Consider the following 17,733-nt stretch of genomic DNA (forward strand, 5'->3'; position numbering starts at 1 on the left):
CCCCGGGGGGCCCCCGGGGTTGCGGGGGCCGCCGGGGGGGGCGGGGCGCGGGGGGGGGGGGCGCGGGGGCCCGGGGGGCCCCCGGGGGGGGGGGGGCCCCCCCCCCCGCGGGGGCCCCCCCGGGCCGTCCGCTTTCGGCCACGCACCGACCATCGCACCGACCGCCGCGCGGACCGCGGCGGTCACCCCCGCCCCACCCCGCGGAATCCCTCACGCGCCCCACGCGTTCCCTTGACGGACCGTCCTCGCATCGGGCCGAAGGCGATGACGAGGCGCGGGATCGCTACCATGGGATCTCCGGAGCCTGTCCGGGCTACCCGGATCGCGCACGAGGAGTCCTCTTGCCAGACGAGGCCCAGCCACTGACCGCCGCCAAGCCCGAGTCCTCCTCGGCCCCGGCGGTGAAGCCCGCGCCCAGCGCGTCCGACGCGAAGAACGACTCCCGCGGGACGGCGGCCCACGCCTCCTCCGCGCCCGTCGAGAAGACCGCCGACGCCGCCCGGCCGAAACCGGCCGCTCCCGTGCGTGCCGCGGCCGGCCAGTCCGCGTCCCGCTCCGGCTCCTCCAACCGCGTCCGCGCCCGCCTGGCCCGCCTCGGCGTGCAGCGCGCGAACCCCTACAACCCGGTCCTGGAGCCGCTGCTGCGGATAGTGCGCAGCAACGACCCCAAGATCGAGAACGCGACGCTCCGCCAGATCGAGCGCGCCTACCAGGTCGCCGAGCGCTGGCACCGCGGCCAGAAGCGCAAGAGCGGCGACCCGTACATCACGCACCCGCTCGCCGTCACCACCATCCTGGCCGAGCTGGGCATGGACCCGGCGACCCTGATGGCCGGGCTGCTGCACGACACCGTCGAGGACACCGAGTACGGCCTGGACGACCTGCGCCGGGACTTCGGCGACGTGGTCGCGCTGCTCGTCGACGGCGTCACCAAGCTGGACAAGGTCAAGTTCGGCGAGGCGGCGCAGGCCGAGACCGTGCGCAAGATGGTCGTCGCGATGGCCAAGGACCCCCGCGTCCTGGTCATCAAGCTCGCGGACCGGCTGCACAACATGCGCACCATGCGCTACCTCAAGCGCGAGAAGCAGGAGAAGAAGGCGCGCGAGACCCTGGAGATCTACGCGCCGCTCGCCCACCGCCTGGGCATGAACACCATCAAGTGGGAGCTGGAGGACCTCGCCTTCGCGATCCTCTACCCCAAGATGTACGACGAGATCGTGCGTCTGGTGGCCGAGCGCGCCCCCAAGCGCGACGAATATCTGGCCATAGTGACCGACGAGGTCCAGTCCGACCTGCGCGCCGCCCGCATCAAGGCGACCGTCACCGGGCGCCCCAAGCACTACTACAGCGTCTACCAGAAGATGATCGTCCGCGGCCGTGACTTCGCGGAGATCTACGACCTGGTGGGCATCCGCGTCCTCGTGGAGACCGTCCGCGACTGCTACGCGGCCCTCGGCACCATCCACGCGCGATGGAACCCGGTCCCCGGCCGGTTCAAGGACTACATCGCGATGCCCAAGTTCAACATGTACCAGTCGCTGCACACGACGGTCATCGGGCCCAACGGCAAGCCGGTCGAACTCCAGATCCGCACGTTCGACATGCACCGCCGGGCCGAGTACGGCATCGCCGCGCACTGGAAGTACAAGCAGGAAGCCGTCGCCGGCGCCTCCAAGGTGCGCAGCGACGCGCCCAAGGCGTCCGGCAAGGGCAAGGACGACCACCTCAACGACATGGCGTGGCTCAGACAGCTCCTGGACTGGCAGAAGGAGACCGAGGACCCCGGCGAGTTCCTGGAGTCCCTGCGCTTCGACCTCTCGCGCAACGAGGTCTTCGTCTTCACGCCCAAGGGCGACGTCATAGCGCTCCCGGCCGGGGCCACCCCGGTCGACTTCGCCTACGCGGTGCACACCGAGGTGGGCCACCGCACCATAGGAGCGCGCGTCAACGGACGCCTCGTACCGCTGGAGTCCACCCTGGACAACGGCGACCTGGTGGAGGTCTTCACCTCCAAGGCACCCGGCGCCGGTCCCTCCCGCGACTGGCTCGGCTTCGTCAAGTCGCCCCGCGCGCGCAACAAGATCCGCGCCTGGTTCTCCAAGGAGCGCCGCGACGAGGCGATCGAGCAGGGCAAGGACGCCATCGTCCGCGCCATGCGCAAGCAGAACCTGCCGATCCAGCGCATCCTGACCGGCGACTCCCTGGTCACGCTCGCGCACGAGATGCGCTACCCCGACATCTCCGCGCTGTACGCGGCGATCGGCGAGGGCCATGTCTCCGCGCAGAACGTGGTGCAGAAGCTGGTGCAGGCGCTCGGCGGCGAGGAGGCCGCGAGCGAGGAGATCGACGAGAGCGTCCCGCCCTCGCGCGGCCGCAGCCGCAAGCGCCGCTCCAGCGCCGACCCCGGTGTCGTGGTCAAGGGCGTGGACGACGTGTGGGTCAAGCTCGCCCGCTGCTGTACGCCCGTGCCCGGCGACCCGATCATCGGATTCGTCACCCGGGGCAGCGGCGTCTCGGTGCACCGCAGCGACTGCGTCAACGTCGAGTCGCTCTCCCGCGAGCCCGAGCGCATCCTCGACGTCGAGTGGGCGCCCACCCAGTCCTCGGTCTTCCTGGTCGCCATCCAGGTCGAGGCGCTCGACCGCTCCCGGCTGCTCTCGGACGTCACCCGCGTCCTGTCCGACCAGCACGTCAACATCCTCTCGGCGGCCGTGCAGACCTCCCGCGACCGGGTGGCCACCTCGCGCTTCACCTTCGAGATGGGCGACCCCAAGCACCTCGGGCACGTCCTGAAGGCCGTCCGGGGCGTGGAGGGCGTCTACGACGTCTACCGGGTCACCTCGGCCCGCAACCGCACGTAGGACCGCGCGGGACGGCACAGCCGCCTCGCAGGACCCGGAACACGCCGAAGGCCCCGTACGTCGCGTACGGGGCCTTCGCCGTGGTGGGGCGGGGTATCAGCCGCCGAACTCGTGCAGACCCTTCAGAGCCTGGTCCAGGAGCGCCTGGCGGCCCTCCAGCTCACGCTCCAGCTTCTCGGCGCGCGCGGTGTTGCCCTGGGCGCGCGCCTGCTCGATCTGGCCGCGCAGCTTGTCCACGGCTGCCTGGAGCTGACCGGTCAGACCCTCGGCACGCGCACGCGCCTCCGGGTTGGTCCGGCGCCACTCGCTCTCCTCTGCCTCCTGGATGGCCCGCTCGACCGCGTGCATCCGGCCCTCGACCTTGGGACGCGCGTCCCGCGGCACATGACCGATGGCCTCCCAGCGCTCGTTGATCGAGCGGAAGGCGGCCCGCGCGCTCTTCAGGTCGGAGACCGGCAGGAGCTTCTCGGCCTCCTCGGCCAGCCCCTCCTTCAGCTTCAGGTTCTCGCCCTGCTCCGCGTCCCGCTCCGCGAACACCGAGCTGCGCGCGGCGAAGAACACGTCCTGGGCACCGCGGAAGCGGTTCCACAGCTCGTCCTCGTGCTCGCGCTGGGCGCGGCCCGCCGCCTTCCAGTCCGCCATCAGATCGCGGTAGCGCGCGGCCGTCGGACCCCAGTCCGTCGAACCGGACAGCGCCTCCGCCTCGGCGACCAACTGCTCCTTGATCCGGCGGGCGTCCTCGCGCTGCGCGTCCAACTGCGCGAAGTGCGCCTTGCGCCGCTTGGAGAACGCCGACCGGGCGTGCGAGAAGCGGTGCCACAGCTCGTCGTCGGACTTGCGGTCGAGCCGGGGGAGACCCTTCCAGGTGTCCACCAGCGCCCGCAGCCGCTCACCGGCAACCCGCCACTGGTCGGACGCCGCCAACTGCTCGGCCTCCACGACCAGGTCCTCCTTGGCCTTGCGGGCCTCGTCGGACTGCTTGGCCCGCTGCGCCTTGCGCTCCTCGCGGCGCGACTCGACTGTCTTGACGAGCTTGTCGAGGCGGGTCCGCAGCGCGTCCAGGTCGCCGACCGCGTGGTGCGCGTCCACCTGCTCGCGGATGTGACCGATCGCGGTCTGCGCGTCCTTCGCCGACAGATCGGTGGTCTGCACACGCTTTTCGAGGAGGCCGATCTCGACAACCAGGCCCTCGTACTTGCGCTCGAAGTAGGCAAGCGCCTCCTCGGGGGAGCCGGCCGCCCACGATCCGACGACCTGCTCGCCCTCGGCCGTACGCACGTACACGGTCCCCGTCTCGTCGACGCGGCCCCACGGGTCGCTGCTCACAGCGCCTCCTCCACATGATGCCCGCCAGGTGCCTCCCGGCCCCCGGGCATCGTCCACAGTTTCGTCACCGCCAACATAGGCGACCGGCGGGTGGCCTGTCCGCATCCAGCGCTACCGAAATTGCGCAGATGACGACGCGGACCGCCACCGGGACCGCCACCGCCGGAGGGTCAGGACTTGGCGACCGTCGCCTTGTCGATCACGACCGTCGCGTTCGGGGCGCCGTCGCCCATGCCCGTGCTCTCGCCGGCCTTCGCGATCTTGTCGAGCACCTTCAGACCCGCCTTGTCGATCGTGCCGAACGGGGTGTAGTCGGGCGGCAGCGGGCTGTCCTTGTAGACCAGGAAGAACTGGCTGCCGCCGGTGTGACGGCCCTGCTTGGTCTGCGCGTTGTACTGGTTGGCCATCGCCACCGTGCCCGCCGGGTACGAGTTGCCCTTCAGGCTCTTGTCCTTCAGGTTCTCGTCCGGGAGCGTGTAGCCCGGACCGCCGCTGCCGGTGCCCGTCGGGTCGCCGCACTGCAGCACGTAGATCCCGTTGGTCGTCAGACGGTGGCACTTCGAGTGGTCGAAGTAGCCCTTGTTCGCCAGGAAGTCGAACGAGTTGACCGTGTGCGGCGCCGCGTTGTTCAGCGCGACGTCGATGTCACCGCAGGTGGTGGCCAGTTTCATCGTGTACTTGGCCGACGTGTCGATCGACATCGCCGGCTCCTTCTTCCACTGGAGCTTCTTCACCGCGCCCTTGGCGGGCTTCGCGCACGGGTCCGGCGCCTTCTTGCTGGGGCTCGCGGACGGCGTGACCTCCGAGCCCGCGTTCACCTTCTTGTCGTCGTCGCCCTTCATCGCCCCGGTCGTGTACAGGGCGACGCTGCCGATCACGACCACGCCGAGGACCGACGCGATCACGGAGTTGCGCGTCCTTGCCTTGCGCCGTGCGCTCGTGCGCCGCTGCTGCTGCCGCAAGAACTTCTCCCGGGCGAGCTGACGCCGCCGCTGCTCCTGGCTGACCACCGGGTTCTCTCCTCATGCGTGTCGTGTGCCGACCGGTGCGCGGGCGCGCGACGGGCCGACAGGCGCGTGTAGCCCCGTACCGTATATGGGTTCGCTGAGGAATCGGCAGCGCCGGTAGGCTCTGGACCACGGGCCGACCGCCCGCGAGCCCTCCCGTACCGACACAAACGAAGGACGATCGTGCTCATTGCCGGGTTCCCCGCCGGGGCCTGGGGGACGAACTGTTACGTCGTCGCCCCCGCCGCCGGTGAGGAGTGCGTGATCATCGACCCGGGCCATCAGGCCGCCCAAGGAGTCGAGGAGACGCTGCGCAAGCATCGGCTGAAGCCCACCGCCGTCGTCCTCACGCACGGCCACATCGACCACGTCGCCTCGGTCGTCCCCGTGTGCGGCGCGCACGACGTGCCCGCCTGGATCCACCCCGACGACCGCTACATGCTGAGCGACCCCGAGAAGGCGCTCGGCCGGTCCATCGGCATGCCGCTCATGGGCGAGCTGACCGTGGGGGAGCCGGACGACGTCCGGGAGCTGACCGACGGGGCGAAGCTGCACCTGGCAGGGATGGAGTTCTCCGTCGCGCACGCGCCGGGCCATACCAAGGGGTCGGTGACCTTCGAGATGCCCGGGAAGACCGACATCCCGCCGGTCTTCTTCTCCGGGGATCTGCTGTTCGCCGGCTCCATCGGACGCACCGACCTGCCGGGCGGCTCCATGGAGGACATGCTCGGGTCGCTGGCACGCGTGTGCCTGCCGCTCGACGACTCCACCGTGGTGCTCTCCGGCCACGGCCCCCAGACGACCATCGGCCAGGAACGAGCCACCAACCCCTATCTGCGGCAGGTGGCCACCGGCCAGGGAGCCGACCAGGCTCCCCGACGAGGAATGTGACGAGAGAGCTTCTTTCCGTGAGCACCTTCAAGGCCCCCAAGGGCACGTACGACCTGATCCCGCCGCAGTCCGCCACGTACCTCGCCGTGCGCGAGGCCATCGCCGCCCCCCTGCGCAACTCCGGATACGGCTACATCGAGACCCCCGGCTTCGAGAACGTCGAGCTGTTCGCGCGCGGTGTCGGCGAGTCCACCGACATCGTCACCAAGGAGATGTACGCCTTCGAGACCAAGGGCGGCGACCGGCTCGCCCTGCGCCCCGAGGGCACCGCCTCCGTGCTGCGCGCCGCCCTGGAAGCCAACCTGCACAAGGCGGGCAACCTCCCGGTCAAGCTCTGGTACTCCGGCTCGTACTACCGCTACGAGCGCCCCCAGAAGGGCCGCTACCGCCACTTCTCCCAGGTCGGCGCCGAGGCGATCGGTGCCGAGGACCCGGCGCTCGACGCCGAGCTGATCATCCTGGCCGACCAGGCGTACCGCTCGCTGGGCCTCAGGAACTTCCGCATCCTGCTGAACTCCCTCGGCGACAAGGAGTGCCGTCCGGTCTACCGGGCCGCCCTCCAGGACTTCCTGCGCGGTCTCGACCTCGACGAGGACACCCTGCGCCGCGCCGAGATCAACCCGCTGCGCGTCCTGGACGACAAGCGCGCCGACGTCCAGAAGCAGCTCACCGACGCCCCGCTGCTGCGCGACTACCTGTGCGACGCCTGCAAGGCGTACCACGAGGAGGTCCGCGAGCTGATCACCGCGGCGGGCGTCGCCTTCGAGGACGACCCCAAGCTGGTGCGCGGCCTGGACTACTACACCCGCACCACCTTCGAGTTCGTCCACGACGGCCTCGGCTCGCAGTCCGCGGTCGGCGGCGGCGGCCGCTACGACGGTCTCTCCGAGATGATCGGCGGTCCCGCGCTGCCGTCCGTCGGCTGGGCGCTCGGCGTGGACCGCACCGTCCTCGCCCTGGAGGCCGAGGGTGTGGAACTGGACATCCCGTCCACCACCAGCGTCTACGCCGTCCCGCTCGGCGAGGAGGCCCGCCGCCTGCTGTTCGCCAAGGTCACCGAGCTGCGCAAGGTCGGCGTCGCCGCCGACTTCTGCTACGGCGCCAAGGGCCTCAAGGCCGCCATGAAGGCCGCCAACCGCTCCGGCGCCCGCTACGCCCTGGTCCTCGGCGAGCGCGACATCACCGAGGGTGTCGTCCAGCTCAAGGACATGGAGACCGGCGACCAGACCCCCATCGGCCTCACCGAGGTCGTCGCGGAACTGGAGTCCCGGCTCGGCTGAGCCCGCAGTCCTCACGACGGGTCGGGCGGCACGATGCCGCCCGGCCCGTCACTCTTCGCTCTCCTGTGCCCCCGCCGGACCCGGAACCGGCCGGAAACCCGCCCCTCCAGGGGGCCGAAGGTCCTTACTTATCCACAGCGAACGGTGCACAGGCGCACCCGTGCGGCACAATGGCCCCTGCCCGAAGAAGGTCCCTTCTCAAGCAGACGGAACGGCGTGATGAGCAAGACGACAGTCACCGACGTCTCCACCGTGCCCGAGCCGGAGCACGCCGCCACCCCCACCGGAGCCGTCGGCGGCAGCCGCGCCTTCGCCGTGCTGCTGCTGATCACCGGTGCCGCGGGTCTGCTCGCCGCGTGGGTCATCACGATCGACAAGTTCAAGATCCTCGAAGCCAAGATCGCGGGCACCACCTTCACCCCCGGGTGCAGCCTCAACCCGGTGGTCTCCTGCGGCAGCGTCATGGAGAGCAAGCAGGCCGCCGCCTTCGGCTTCCCGAACCCCATGCTCGGTCTGGTCTGCTACGGCATCGTCATCTGCGTCGGCATGAGCCTGCTGGCCCGCGCCCGCTTCCCGCGCTGGTACTGGCTGACCTTCAACTTCGGCACCCTCTTCGGCGTCGCCTTCTGCTCCTGGCTGCAGTTCCAGTCCCTGTACCGGATCAACGCGCTGTGCCTGTGGTGCTCGCTGGCGTGGGTCGCCACCATCGTCATGTTCTGGTACGTCACCTCCTTCAACGTCCGCAACGGCTTCCTGCCGGGCGGCCGGGCGCTGAAGGGCTTCTTCGGCGAGTTCACCTGGGTCCTGCCGGTGCTGCACACCGGCATCATCGGGATGCTGATCCTGACCCGCTGGTGGACCTTCTGGACGAGCTGACCCCCGGCCCGCCGGGCGCCCGGCAGGGCGGTCCGGAGCCGATTGTCAGTGGGGTGTCTTAGGGTTTCAGCGTGGAAGCCGACCTGTTCACCGCCGCTGCAGAAGAACGCCAGGAGAAGGACCCGACCAGCAGTCCTCTCGCGGTGCGGATGCGCCCGCGCACCCTGGACGAGGTGGTGGGCCAGCGGCATCTGCTGAAGCCCGGCTCACCCCTGCGGCGCCTGGTCGAGGGCGGCGGCGGCCCGGCGGGACCCTCCTCGGTCGTGCTCTGGGGACCGCCCGGCACCGGCAAGACCACCCTCGCCCACGTCGTCTCCCGCGCCACCGACAAGCGGTTCGTGGAACTCAGCGCGATCAGCGCGGGCGTCAAGGAGGTCCGCGCGGTCATCGACGGCGCCCGCCGCGCCGCCGGAGGCTTCGGCAAGGAGACCGTCCTCTTCCTCGACGAGATCCACCGCTTCAGCAAGGCCCAGCAGGACTCCCTGCTCCCGGCCGTCGAGAACCGCTGGGTCACCCTGATCGCCGCCACCACCGAGAACCCGTACTTCTCGGTGATCTCCCCGCTGCTCTCCCGCTCCCTCCTCCTCACCCTCGAACCCCTCACCGACGACGACCTGCGCCACCTGGTGCGCCGCACCCTCGCCGACGAGCGCGGTCTCGGGGACACCCTCACGCTTCCCGAAGACGCCGAGGAGCACCTGCTCCGCATCGCCGGAGGCGACGCCCGCCGGATCCTCACCGCCCTGGAAGCCGCCGCAGGCGCCGCGCTCGACCAGGACGAGTCGGAGATCACCCTCCAGACCCTGGAGGCGACCGTCGACCGCGCGGCCGTGAAGTACGACCGCGACGGCGACCAGCACTACGACGTCGCGAGCGCGCTGATCAAGTCCATCCGCGGCTCCGACGTCGACGCCGCCCTGCACTACCTGGCCCGCATGATCGAGGCGGGCGAGGACCCCCGCTTCATCGCCCGCCGCCTGATGATCTCCGCCAGCGAGGACATCGGCGTCGCCGACCCCAACGCGCTGCCCATAGCCGTCGCCGCCGCCCAGGCGGTCGCGATGATCGGCTTCCCGGAGGCGGCGCTCACCCTCAGCCACGCCACCATCGCCCTCGCCCTCGCCCCCAAGTCCAACTCCGCGACGCGGGCGATCCAGGGAGCCATGGCCGACGTGCGCAAGGGCCTGGCCGGACCGGTCCCCTCCCACCTGCGCGACGGCCACTACAAGGGCGCCGAGAAACTCGGCCACGCCAAGGGCTACATCTACCCGCACGACCAGCCCGACGCCATCGCCGCCCAGCAGTACGCCCCGGACGCCCTCAAGAACCGCGAGTACTACACCCCGACGCGCAACGGCGCCGAGGCGCGGTACGCGGACGCCGTCGAGTGGACCAGGAAGCACCTCGGTCGCAAGCGGTCCTGAGCGCCCTGTAGACTGCCCCGAAGTGCTGAGTCCCGTGTCCGGCCCCTCGCCCAGAGGAACCGGCTCACCAGAGCGGGACATCCAGCCGGAGACCCGGTCCTCGGGCGGGGTTCTCCAGGAGCGTCGCGCACCGTCGAAGGTGTCGCGGGCAGCCCACCACCCTCCGGCAGCGCCCGGAACCGGTCGGTGGGCCACCCGCGTGCTGCACGTATGTGCCCAGACCAGGGGAACGGCTGCCCACCAGGACCGGCAACGGACCAGGCGGGTCTCCCCGGCTGCGGATTGCGACCTCCCCTAACCCTGGTGAAGCCGTATTCGCACAGATAAAACGAGGTGTTTGGTTCATGGCGAACCAGTCCCGCCCCAAGGTCAAGAAGTCGCGTGCCCTCGGCATCGCGCTGACCCCGAAGGCCGTCAAGTACTTCGAGGCCCGCCCCTACCCGCCGGGCGAGCACGGCCGCGGCCGCAAGCAGAACTCGGACTACAAGGTCCGTCTGCTCGAGAAGCAGCGTCTGCGCGCGCAGTACGACGTGTCCGAGCGCCAGCTCGTCCGCGCCTACGAGCGTGCCGCCAAGGTCCAGGGCAAGACCGGCGAGGCCCTGATCATCGAGCTGGAGCGTCGCCTCGACGCCCTGGTCCTGCGTTCGGGCATCGCCCGCACGATCTACCAGGCCCGCCAGATGGTCGTCCACGGCCACATCCAGGTCAACGGCCAGAAGGTCGACAAGCCGTCCTTCCGTGTCCGTCCGGACGACGTCGTGCAGGTCCGCGACCGCTCCAAGGACAAGACGCTCTTCCAGGTCGCGCGTGAGGGTGGCTTCGCCCCCGACGGCGAGACCCCGCGTTACCTCCAGGTGAACCTCAAGGCCCTGGCGTTCCGCCTGGACCGCGAGCCGAACCGCAAGGAGATCCCGGTGATCTGCGACGAGCAGCTCGTCGTCGAGTACTACGCCCGCTGATCCCAGCCCCGGCGCAGGCACTCAGGCCCGCCGTCCCCTCGCCCTTCCGGGCGGGCGGGGCGGCGGGTTCGCGCGTTCCCGGCGCCCGGTAATCCGGTACGGAGCCCCGCTGGGGGCGCGATAGGCTCGGTGCACGACTTTTTCGATGCTCAAGCACGTTTCAGGGAGCTGGTGCGCACAGTGTCCGGTGGAGAGGTTGCCGGGATCCTGGTGGCCGTCTTCTGGGCGATCCTGGTCTCCTTCCTCGCCGTAGCGCTGGCGAGGCTGGCCCAGACGCTCAAGGCGACCACCAAGCTCGTGGCGGACGTGACCGACCAGGCCGTCCCGCTGCTGGCGGACGCGTCCACGGCGGTGCGCTCGGCGCAGACCCAGCTCGAGCGGGTCGACGCCATCGCCTCCGACGTGCAGGAGGTGACGTCGAACGCCTCCGCGCTCTCGTCCACCGTCGCCTCCACCTTCGGCGGCCCCCTGGTCAAGGTCGCCGCCTTCGGCTACGGCGTCCGCCGCGCGCTCGGCGGCCGCGACGAGGCCACGCCCGCGAAGACACCGCGCCGTGCGGTGATCGTGGGCCGGACGGTCCCGGCCACCCGGCGGGGCAAGCGAAAGAAGGGCTGAGGACCGCGATGTTCCGCCGTACGTTCTGGTTCGGCACCGGCGTCGCCGCCGGTGTGTGGGCCACCACCAAGGTCAACCGCAAGCTGAAACAGCTCACCCCCGAGAGCCTCGCCGTCACCGCGGCCAACAAGGCACTGGAGACCGGGCACCGGCTCAAGGACGCGGCGGTCGGCTTCGCGCTCGACGTCCGCGACAACATGGTCCAGCGCGAGGCGGAGCTGGAGCAGGCGCTCGGCATCCACGAGAGCCCCGCCCTGCCGGAACCCCGGCGGATCACCGCCATCGAGAACAACAGCAGCACACTGAAGTACATCGAGAACACGACGTACTCGTACAACCGGAATGAGGACCACTGATGGAGTCGGCCGAGATTCGCCGCCGCTGGCTGAGCTTCTTCGAGGAGCGCGGGCACACCGTCGTCCCTTCGGCGTCGCTCATCGCGGACGACCCGACTCTGCTCCTCGTCCCCGCCGGCATGGTGCCCTTCAAGCCCTACTTCCTGGGTGAGGTCAAGCCGCCCTTCCCGCGCGCCACCAGCGTGCAGAAGTGCGTGCGCACGCCCGACATCGAAGAGGTCGGCAAGACCACCCGCCACGGCACGTTCTTCCAGATGTGCGGCAACTTCTCCTTCGGCGACTACTTCAAGGAAGGCGCCATCAAGTACGCCTGGGAGCTGCTCACCAGCCCCCAGGACAAGGGCGGTTACGGCCTCGACCCCGAGCGCCTGTGGATCACCGTCTACAAGGACGACGACGAGGCCGAGCGCATCTGGCACGACGTCGTCGGCGTGCCCAAGGAGCGCATCCAGCGCCTGGGCATGAAGGACAACTACTGGTCCATGGGCGTCCCCGGACCCTGCGGTCCCTGCTCCGAGATCAACTACGACCGCGGCCCCGAGTTCGGCGTCGAGGGCGGCCCCGCCGTCAACGACGAGCGGTACGTCGAGATCTGGAACCTCGTCTTCATGCAGTACGAGCGGGGCGAGGGCATCGGCAAGGACAACTTCGAGATCCTCGGGGACCTGCCGAGCCAGAACATCGACACGGGCCTCGGTCTTGAGCGCCTCGCCATGATTCTGCAGGGCGTGCAGAACATGTACGAGATCGACACCTCCATGGCCGTCATCAAGAAGGCCACCGAGCTGACCGGTGTCGAGTACGGCGCCGCCCAGCAGTCCGACGTCTCGCTGCGCGTGGTCACCGACCACATGCGCACCTCCGTGATGCTCATCGGTGACGGCGTCACCCCGGGCAACGAGGGCCGCGGCTATGTGCTGCGCCGCATCATGCGCCGCGCCATCCGCAACATGCGCCTGCTCGGTGCCACCGGTCCGGTCGTCAAGCCGCTGATCGACACCGTGATCGAGATGATGGGCCAGCAGTACCCCGAGCTGATCACCGACCGCGAGCGCATCGAGAAGGTCGCCCTCGCCGAGGAGGCCGCCTTCCTCAAGACGCTGAAGGCCGGCACCAACATCCTCGATACCGCCGTCACCGAGACCAAGCAGGCCGGAGGCTCGGTCCTCTCCGGCGACAAGGCGTTCCTGCTCCACGACACCTGGGGCTTCCCGATCGACCTGACCCTGGAGATGGCCGCCGAACAGGGCCTCTCGGTGGACGAGGACGGCTTCCGCCGCCTGATGAAGGAGCAGCGGGAGCGCGCCAAGGCCGACGCCCAGGCAAAGAAGACCGGCCACGCCGACCTCGGCGCCTACCGCGAGATCGCGGACGCCGCCGGTGCCACCGACTTCATCGGCTACTCCGACACCGAGGGCGAGTCCACGATCGTCGGCATCCTCGTCGACGGCGTCTCCTCCCCGGCCGCCACCGAGGGCGACGAGGTCGAGATCGTCCTCGACCGCACCCCGTTCTACGCCGAGGGCGGCGGCCAGATCGGCGACACCGGCCGCATCAAGGTGGACTCCGGTGCCGTCATCGACATCCGCGACACCCAGAAGCCGGTCCCGGGCGTCTACGTCCACAAGGGCACCGTCCAGGTCGGTGAGGTCACCGTCGGCGCGAAGGCCCACGCCTCCGTGGACCGGCTGCGCCGCAAGGCCATCGCCCGCGCCCACTCGGCCACCCACCTGACCCACCAGGCGCTGCGCGACGCCCTCGGCCCGACGGCCGCCCAGGCCGGTTCCGAGAACCAGCCCGGCCGCTTCCGCTTCGACTTCGGCTCCCCGTCCGCCGTTCCGACGGCCGTCATGACCGACGTCGAGCAGAAGATCAACGAGGTGCTCGCCCGCGACCTCGACGTGCACGCCGAGGTCATGGGCATCGACGAGGCCAAGAAGCAGGGCGCCATCGCGGAGTTCGGCGAGAAGTACGGCGAGCGCGTGCGCGTCGTGACCATCGGCGACTTCTCCAAGGAGCTGTGCGGCGGCACCCACGTGCACAACACCGCCCAGCTCGGTCTGGTGAAGCTGCTCGGCGAGTCCTCCATCGGCTCCGGTGTGCGCCGTATCGAAGCCCTGGTCGGCGTCGACGCCTACAACTTCCTCGCCCGCGAGCACACGGTCGTCAACCAGCTCACCGAGCTGCTGAAGGGCCGCTCGGAGGAGCTGCCGGAGAAGGTCTCCGCCATGCTCGGCAAGCTGAAGGACGCCGAGAAGGAGATCGAGAAGTTCCGCGCGGAGAAGGTCCTCCAGGCTGCCGCCGGTCTCGCCAACTCCGCCAAGGACGTGCGCGGGGTCGCCGTCGTCACCGGCCAGGTCCCCGACGGCACCACGCCGGACGACCTGCGCAAGCTGGTCCTGGACGTGCGCGGGCGCATCCAGGGTGGCCGGGCCGCCGTCGTCGCCCTGTTCACCGTGAACAACGGCAAGCCGCTCACCGTCATCGCCACCAACGAGGCCGCCCGCGAGCGCGGTCTCAAGGCCGGCGAGCTGGTCCGTACCGCCGCCAAGACCCTCGGCGGCGGCGGTGGCGGCAAGCCGGACGTCGCCCAGGGCGGTGGCCAGAACCCGGCCGCCGTCGGCGATGCCGTCGACGCGGTCGAGCGTCTCGTCGCCGACACGGCCAAGTAGGGCATCGCTCATGCGCAGAGGACGACGACTCGCGATCGACGTCGGGGACGCCCGGATCGGGGTCGCCTCGTGCGACCCCGACGGGATCCTCGCCACTCCGGTGGAGACGGTGCCCGGCCGGGACGTACCCGCCGCGCACCGGCGCCTGCGGCAGTTGGTGGAGGAGTACGAGCCGATCGAGGTCGTCGTCGGTCTCCCTCGCTCCCTCAAGGGGGGCGAGGGTCCGGCCGCGGTCAAGGTGCGCGCGTTCGCCCAGGAGCTGGCCCGGGGCATCAAGCCGGTGCCGGTGCGCCTGGTGGACGAGCGGATGACCACCGTGACGGCCAGTCAGGGACTGCGCGCCTCCGGGGTGAAGTCCAAGAAGGGCCGCTCCGTGATCGACCAGGCGGCCGCCGTCATCATCCTGCAGCAGGCACTGGAATCCGAACGGGTGTCAGGCGGACCACCCGGCGAGGGCGTCGAAGTGGTCATCTGATCGCGATACGGTAACGTTCCGCGCGATGCGGTGGGTTTCGAACAGCCACCGCACAGAAAGAGGCGGAACGGCGCCGGTACGGGAGCCGCGCGACCGCCATGGCCTCGCGGCTCTAGGGGATCGATGACTGAGTATGGCCGGGGCCCAGGCTCCGAACCGTGGCATCCGGAGGACCCGTTGTACGGGGACGGCGGATGGGGAGGACAGCAGACCCACCCGGGTCAGTCCCCCTACGGCGGCCAGCCGCAGCAGCAGTACCCGCAGCAGCCGCAGCAGCAGTACGGCGACTGGTCCCAGGGCCAGCAGCAGCCGGGCTATGGCGAGCAGTACCCCCAGCATGCTCAGCATCCGCAGCACCCCCAGCACTACGACGGGCAGGGCGGCGCGCACTACGACCAGCAGTTCGCCGGTCAGCAGCACCACCAGCAGCATCCCCAGCATCCGCAGCATCCCCAGCACCAGGGCGGCGGCTGGGACGCCACGGGCACCCACGGCCAGGTGCCCTACGCCGCCGACCCCGGCGACCCCTACGGGCAGCAGCCCGTGGCCTACGGCGCCGAGCAGCCCGACCTCTACGGCACCGAGGACGCCTACCCCCCGCCCCAGCCTCCCGGCCACCGCACCGCCGAGCCCGTCGCCGACCCCGAGCCGGACTGGGAACAGGGCGAGGACCCCGAGGAGCACCCCCTGGCCGCCGGGAGCGGCGAGGACGACGACACCGAGGACGAGCCCGCGACGGCGAGCCGCGCCGACCGGCGCGGCAAGGGCCGCAAGCCCGTCAAGAAGAAAAAGGGGCGCACCGGTTGCGCCCTGATGGTCGTCATCGTGGTGTTCGGCGGTGGCCTCGGCGGAGTCGCCTATCTCGGCTACACCTTCTACCAAAATCGTTTCGCCCCGCCCGCGGACTACGCGGGCAGCGGCAATGGCGAGACGGTGGTCGTGCAGGTCCCGAAGGGCGCGGGCGGCGCCGACATCGGCCGGTTGCTCAAGGACAAGGGGGTCGTCGAGAGCGTCGACGCCTTCGTCTCCGCGCAGCTCGCCAATCCCCAGGGCAAGTCGCTCCAGGACGGCGTCTACACACTCCAGAAGCACATGTCGGCCGCCAGCGCGGTCGAACTGATGCTCAGCCCGAAGAGCCGCAGCAACCTGATCATCGCCGAAGGTTCGCGCAACACGCGGGTCTATGAGCAGATCGACGCGCGCCTCAAGGTGGCGAAGGGCACCACCTTCAAGGTCGCGAAGAAGGACTACAAGTCCCTCGGCCTGCCCGCCTGGGCTCTCGGCCACCCCAACCTCAAGGACCCGCTGGAAGGATTCCTCTTCCCCTCCAGCTACCCCGTCACCAAGGGACAGAAGCCCAAGGACGTACTGAAGTCGATGGTCGCCCAGGCCAACGAGCGCTACACCCAGTACAACCTGACGAAGAAGGCCAAGGAGCTGGGTCTCGACAACCCCTACCAGCTCCTCACGGTCGCGAGCCTGGTCCAGGCGGAGGGCAAGACGCACGACGACTTCCGCAAGATGGCGGAAGTGATCTACAACCGTCTCAAGCCCGACAACACCGAGACGAACCGGCTGCTCCAGTTCGACTCGACGTACAACTACTACAAGGGCACGAGCAACATCCACATCTCTCAGACAGAGATCAACAAGGACAACAACCCGTACAACACGTACATCAACAAGGGCCTTCCGCCCGGCCCGATCGACAACCCGGGCGACGAGGCGCTGAAGGCGGCGCTCGACCCGACGCACGAGGGCTGGTACTACTTCGTGGCGACCGACGGCGTCAACAACACCGAGTTCGCCCGGACCTACGACGACTTCCTCAAGCTCAAGGACAAGTTCAATGCCAGCACGGGCAACTGACGCCCGTCGGGCGGCCGTTCTCGGCAAGCCCATCGCCCACTCGCTCTCGCCCGTGCTGCACCGCGCGGCTTATGCCGCGCTCGGGCTCGACGGGTGGTCCTACGACCGGTTCGAGGTGGACGAGGACGGGCTGCCCGCCTTCTTCGAGACGCTCGGACCCGAGTGGGCCGGGCTGTCCCTGACCATGCCGCTCAAGCGCGCCGTCATCCCGCTGCTCGACGGGATCAGCGAGACCGCCGCCTCGGTGGACGCCGTGAACACGGTCGTGTGCACCGAGGACGGGCGCCGTCTGGGTGACAACACCGACATCCCCGGCATGGTCGCCGCGCTGCGCGAGCACGGCATCGAGGAGGTGGAGTCCGCCGCGATCCTGGGCGCGGGCGCCACCGCCTCCTCCGCGCTCGCCGCCCTGGCCCGGGTCTGCACCGGCGAGGTCACCGCGTACGTGCGCAGTGCCGCCCGCGCGGATGAGATGCGGCAGTGGGGCGAGCGGCTCGACGTCGACGTCCGCATCGCCGCCTGGGCGGAGGCGGCGGACGCGCTGCACGCCCCGCTGGTGATCGCCACCACCCCGGCGGGCGCCACCGACGCCCTCGCGACCGCCGTGCCCGAGCGCCCCGCCACGCTCTTCGACGTGCTCTACGAGCCCTGGCCGACCGAGCTGGCCGCGCGCTGGTCCATGTTCGGCGGTGCCGTGGTCGGCGGTCTGGACCTGCTCGTCCACCAGGCCGTGCTCCAGGTCGAGGCCATGACTGGTTGCTCCCCGGCCCCGCTGGAGGCCATGCGGCACGCGGGCGAACAGGCTCTCGCCGCCCGCTGAGCACCCCAGCCGTACCTCCGCTTCCGTGCCCCGCGCCGGTCCCGGTATCCGGACCGAGGACCGGATTCGTCCCCCGGCGTGGGAGGATCGGAGGTGGCGGACCGGAATCGCGCACCCGGTCGTGCCGCCGCCGTACGCGCGCATCTGTGTACGCGGCGCAGTACCGGGCGCGAACACTGAGGAGCACCGTTGAGCAGGCTGCGTTGGCTGACCGCGGGGGAGTCCCATGGCCCCGCACTCGTCGCGACGCTGGAGGGACTTCCCGCCGGCGTGCCGATCACCACCGAGATGGTGGCGGATCA

15 protein-coding genes are annotated in these 17,733 nt (G+C 70.2%); 13 read left to right on the forward strand and 2 right to left on the reverse strand.

Going from position 1 to position 17,733, the window contains the following annotated elements; translation table 11 throughout:
* Window positions 1-341 precede the first annotated feature (341 nt).
* Window positions 342-2,861, forward strand: coding sequence for a bifunctional (p)ppGpp synthetase/guanosine-3',5'-bis(diphosphate) 3'-pyrophosphohydrolase (locus tag IF655_RS30475; RefSeq protein ID WP_199588415.1), 2,520 nt, complete (start codon window positions 342-344; stop codon window positions 2,859-2,861).
* A gap of 96 nt (window positions 2,862-2,957) precedes the next feature.
* Here the strand turns inward: IF655_RS30475 and IF655_RS30480 are convergent, their stop codons facing one another.
* Window positions 2,958-4,187 (reverse strand): DUF349 domain-containing protein, encoded by a 1,230-nt coding sequence (locus tag IF655_RS30480; RefSeq protein ID WP_199588417.1) that lies wholly within the window; start codon window positions 4,185-4,187, stop codon window positions 2,958-2,960.
* A gap of 170 nt (window positions 4,188-4,357) precedes the next feature.
* Entirely contained in the window at window positions 4,358-5,197 is an 840-nt protein-coding gene (locus tag IF655_RS30485) for a peptidylprolyl isomerase (protein ID WP_199588419.1), read from the reverse strand.
* A 180-nt stretch (window positions 5,198-5,377) separates the two neighbouring features.
* Between IF655_RS30485 and IF655_RS30490 the strand changes: the two genes are divergently transcribed.
* The 12 genes from IF655_RS30490 to IF655_RS30545 form a co-directional block, all read left to right on the forward strand.
* A complete protein-coding gene (locus IF655_RS30490) occupies window positions 5,378-6,085 on the forward strand; it encodes an MBL fold metallo-hydrolase (protein WP_199588420.1) in 708 nt (235 codons plus the stop codon).
* 17 nt (window positions 6,086-6,102) lie between these two features.
* Window positions 6,103-7,365, forward strand: a complete 1,263-nt coding sequence (hisS, locus tag IF655_RS30495) for a histidine--tRNA ligase (protein ID WP_199588422.1) — start codon at window positions 6,103-6,105, stop codon at window positions 7,363-7,365.
* A gap of 219 nt (window positions 7,366-7,584) precedes the next feature.
* Window positions 7,585-8,241 carry a vitamin K epoxide reductase family protein gene (locus IF655_RS30500; RefSeq protein ID WP_199588424.1) on the forward strand — a complete coding sequence of 219 codons (657 nt, stop codon included), beginning with the start codon at window positions 7,585-7,587 and terminating at the stop codon, window positions 8,239-8,241.
* 71 nt (window positions 8,242-8,312) lie between these two features.
* The gene (locus IF655_RS30505; RefSeq protein WP_199588426.1) at window positions 8,313-9,665 is read left to right on the forward strand and encodes a replication-associated recombination protein A; all 1,353 of its coding nucleotides are present in this window, start codon (window positions 8,313-8,315) and stop codon (window positions 9,663-9,665) included.
* A gap of 344 nt (window positions 9,666-10,009) precedes the next feature.
* Entirely contained in the window at window positions 10,010-10,624 is a 615-nt protein-coding gene (rpsD, locus tag IF655_RS30510) for a 30S ribosomal protein S4 (RefSeq protein ID WP_199588428.1), read from the forward strand.
* Between the two features lie 171 nt (window positions 10,625-10,795).
* Entirely contained in the window at window positions 10,796-11,239 is a 444-nt protein-coding gene (locus tag IF655_RS30515; protein ID WP_199588430.1) for a DUF948 domain-containing protein, read from the forward strand.
* 8 nt (window positions 11,240-11,247) lie between these two features.
* Window positions 11,248-11,595 carry a hypothetical protein gene (locus IF655_RS30520; protein WP_199588432.1) on the forward strand — a complete coding sequence of 116 codons (348 nt, stop codon included), beginning with the start codon at window positions 11,248-11,250 and terminating at the stop codon, window positions 11,593-11,595.
* A complete protein-coding gene (gene alaS / locus IF655_RS30525) occupies window positions 11,595-14,267 on the forward strand; it encodes an alanine--tRNA ligase (RefSeq protein WP_199588433.1) in 2,673 nt (890 codons plus the stop codon). The genes IF655_RS30520 and alaS overlap by 1 nt, the downstream gene beginning before the upstream one ends.
* A 10-nt stretch (window positions 14,268-14,277) precedes the next feature.
* On the forward strand, window positions 14,278-14,742 hold the full coding sequence (gene ruvX, locus IF655_RS30530) for a Holliday junction resolvase RuvX (RefSeq protein ID WP_242489007.1): 465 nt from the start codon (window positions 14,278-14,280) through the stop codon (window positions 14,740-14,742).
* 123 nt (window positions 14,743-14,865) lie between these two features.
* On the forward strand, window positions 14,866-16,611 hold the full coding sequence (gene mltG, locus IF655_RS30535) for an endolytic transglycosylase MltG (RefSeq protein ID WP_199588437.1): 1,746 nt from the start codon (window positions 14,866-14,868) through the stop codon (window positions 16,609-16,611).
* A complete protein-coding gene (locus IF655_RS30540) occupies window positions 16,592-17,431 on the forward strand; it encodes a shikimate dehydrogenase (protein ID WP_199588439.1) in 840 nt (279 codons plus the stop codon). The genes mltG and IF655_RS30540 overlap by 20 nt, the downstream gene beginning before the upstream one ends.
* A 189-nt stretch (window positions 17,432-17,620) precedes the next feature.
* On the forward strand, window positions 17,621-17,733 hold a 113-nt coding region (locus IF655_RS30545; RefSeq protein ID WP_199587617.1), incomplete at its 3' end, for a chorismate synthase.

This window comes from Streptomyces sp. DSM 110735 (assembly GCF_016482685.1).
Classification (GTDB): domain Bacteria; phylum Actinomycetota; class Actinomycetes; order Streptomycetales; family Streptomycetaceae; genus Streptomyces.

Excerpts from the sequence above, each read along its gene's own strand:
- IF655_RS30500 (WP_199588424.1), top strand. The coding sequence starts at position 7,585 with ATGAGCAAGACGACAGTCACCGACGTCTCCACCGTGCCCGAGCCGGAG.
- rpsD (WP_199588428.1), top strand. The coding sequence starts at position 10,010 with ATGGCGAACCAGTCCCGCCCCAAGGTCAAGAAGTCGCGTGCCCTCGGC.
- IF655_RS30520 (WP_199588432.1), top strand. The coding sequence starts at position 11,248 with ATGTTCCGCCGTACGTTCTGGTTCGGCACCGGCGTCGCCGCCGGTGTG.
- alaS (WP_199588433.1), top strand. The coding sequence starts at position 11,595 with ATGGAGTCGGCCGAGATTCGCCGCCGCTGGCTGAGCTTCTTCGAGGAG.
- ruvX (WP_242489007.1), top strand. The coding sequence starts at position 14,278 with ATGCGCAGAGGACGACGACTCGCGATCGACGTCGGGGACGCCCGGATC.
- mltG (WP_199588437.1), top strand. The coding sequence starts at position 14,866 with ATGACTGAGTATGGCCGGGGCCCAGGCTCCGAACCGTGGCATCCGGAG.
- IF655_RS30540 (WP_199588439.1), top strand. The coding sequence starts at position 16,592 with ATGCCAGCACGGGCAACTGACGCCCGTCGGGCGGCCGTTCTCGGCAAG.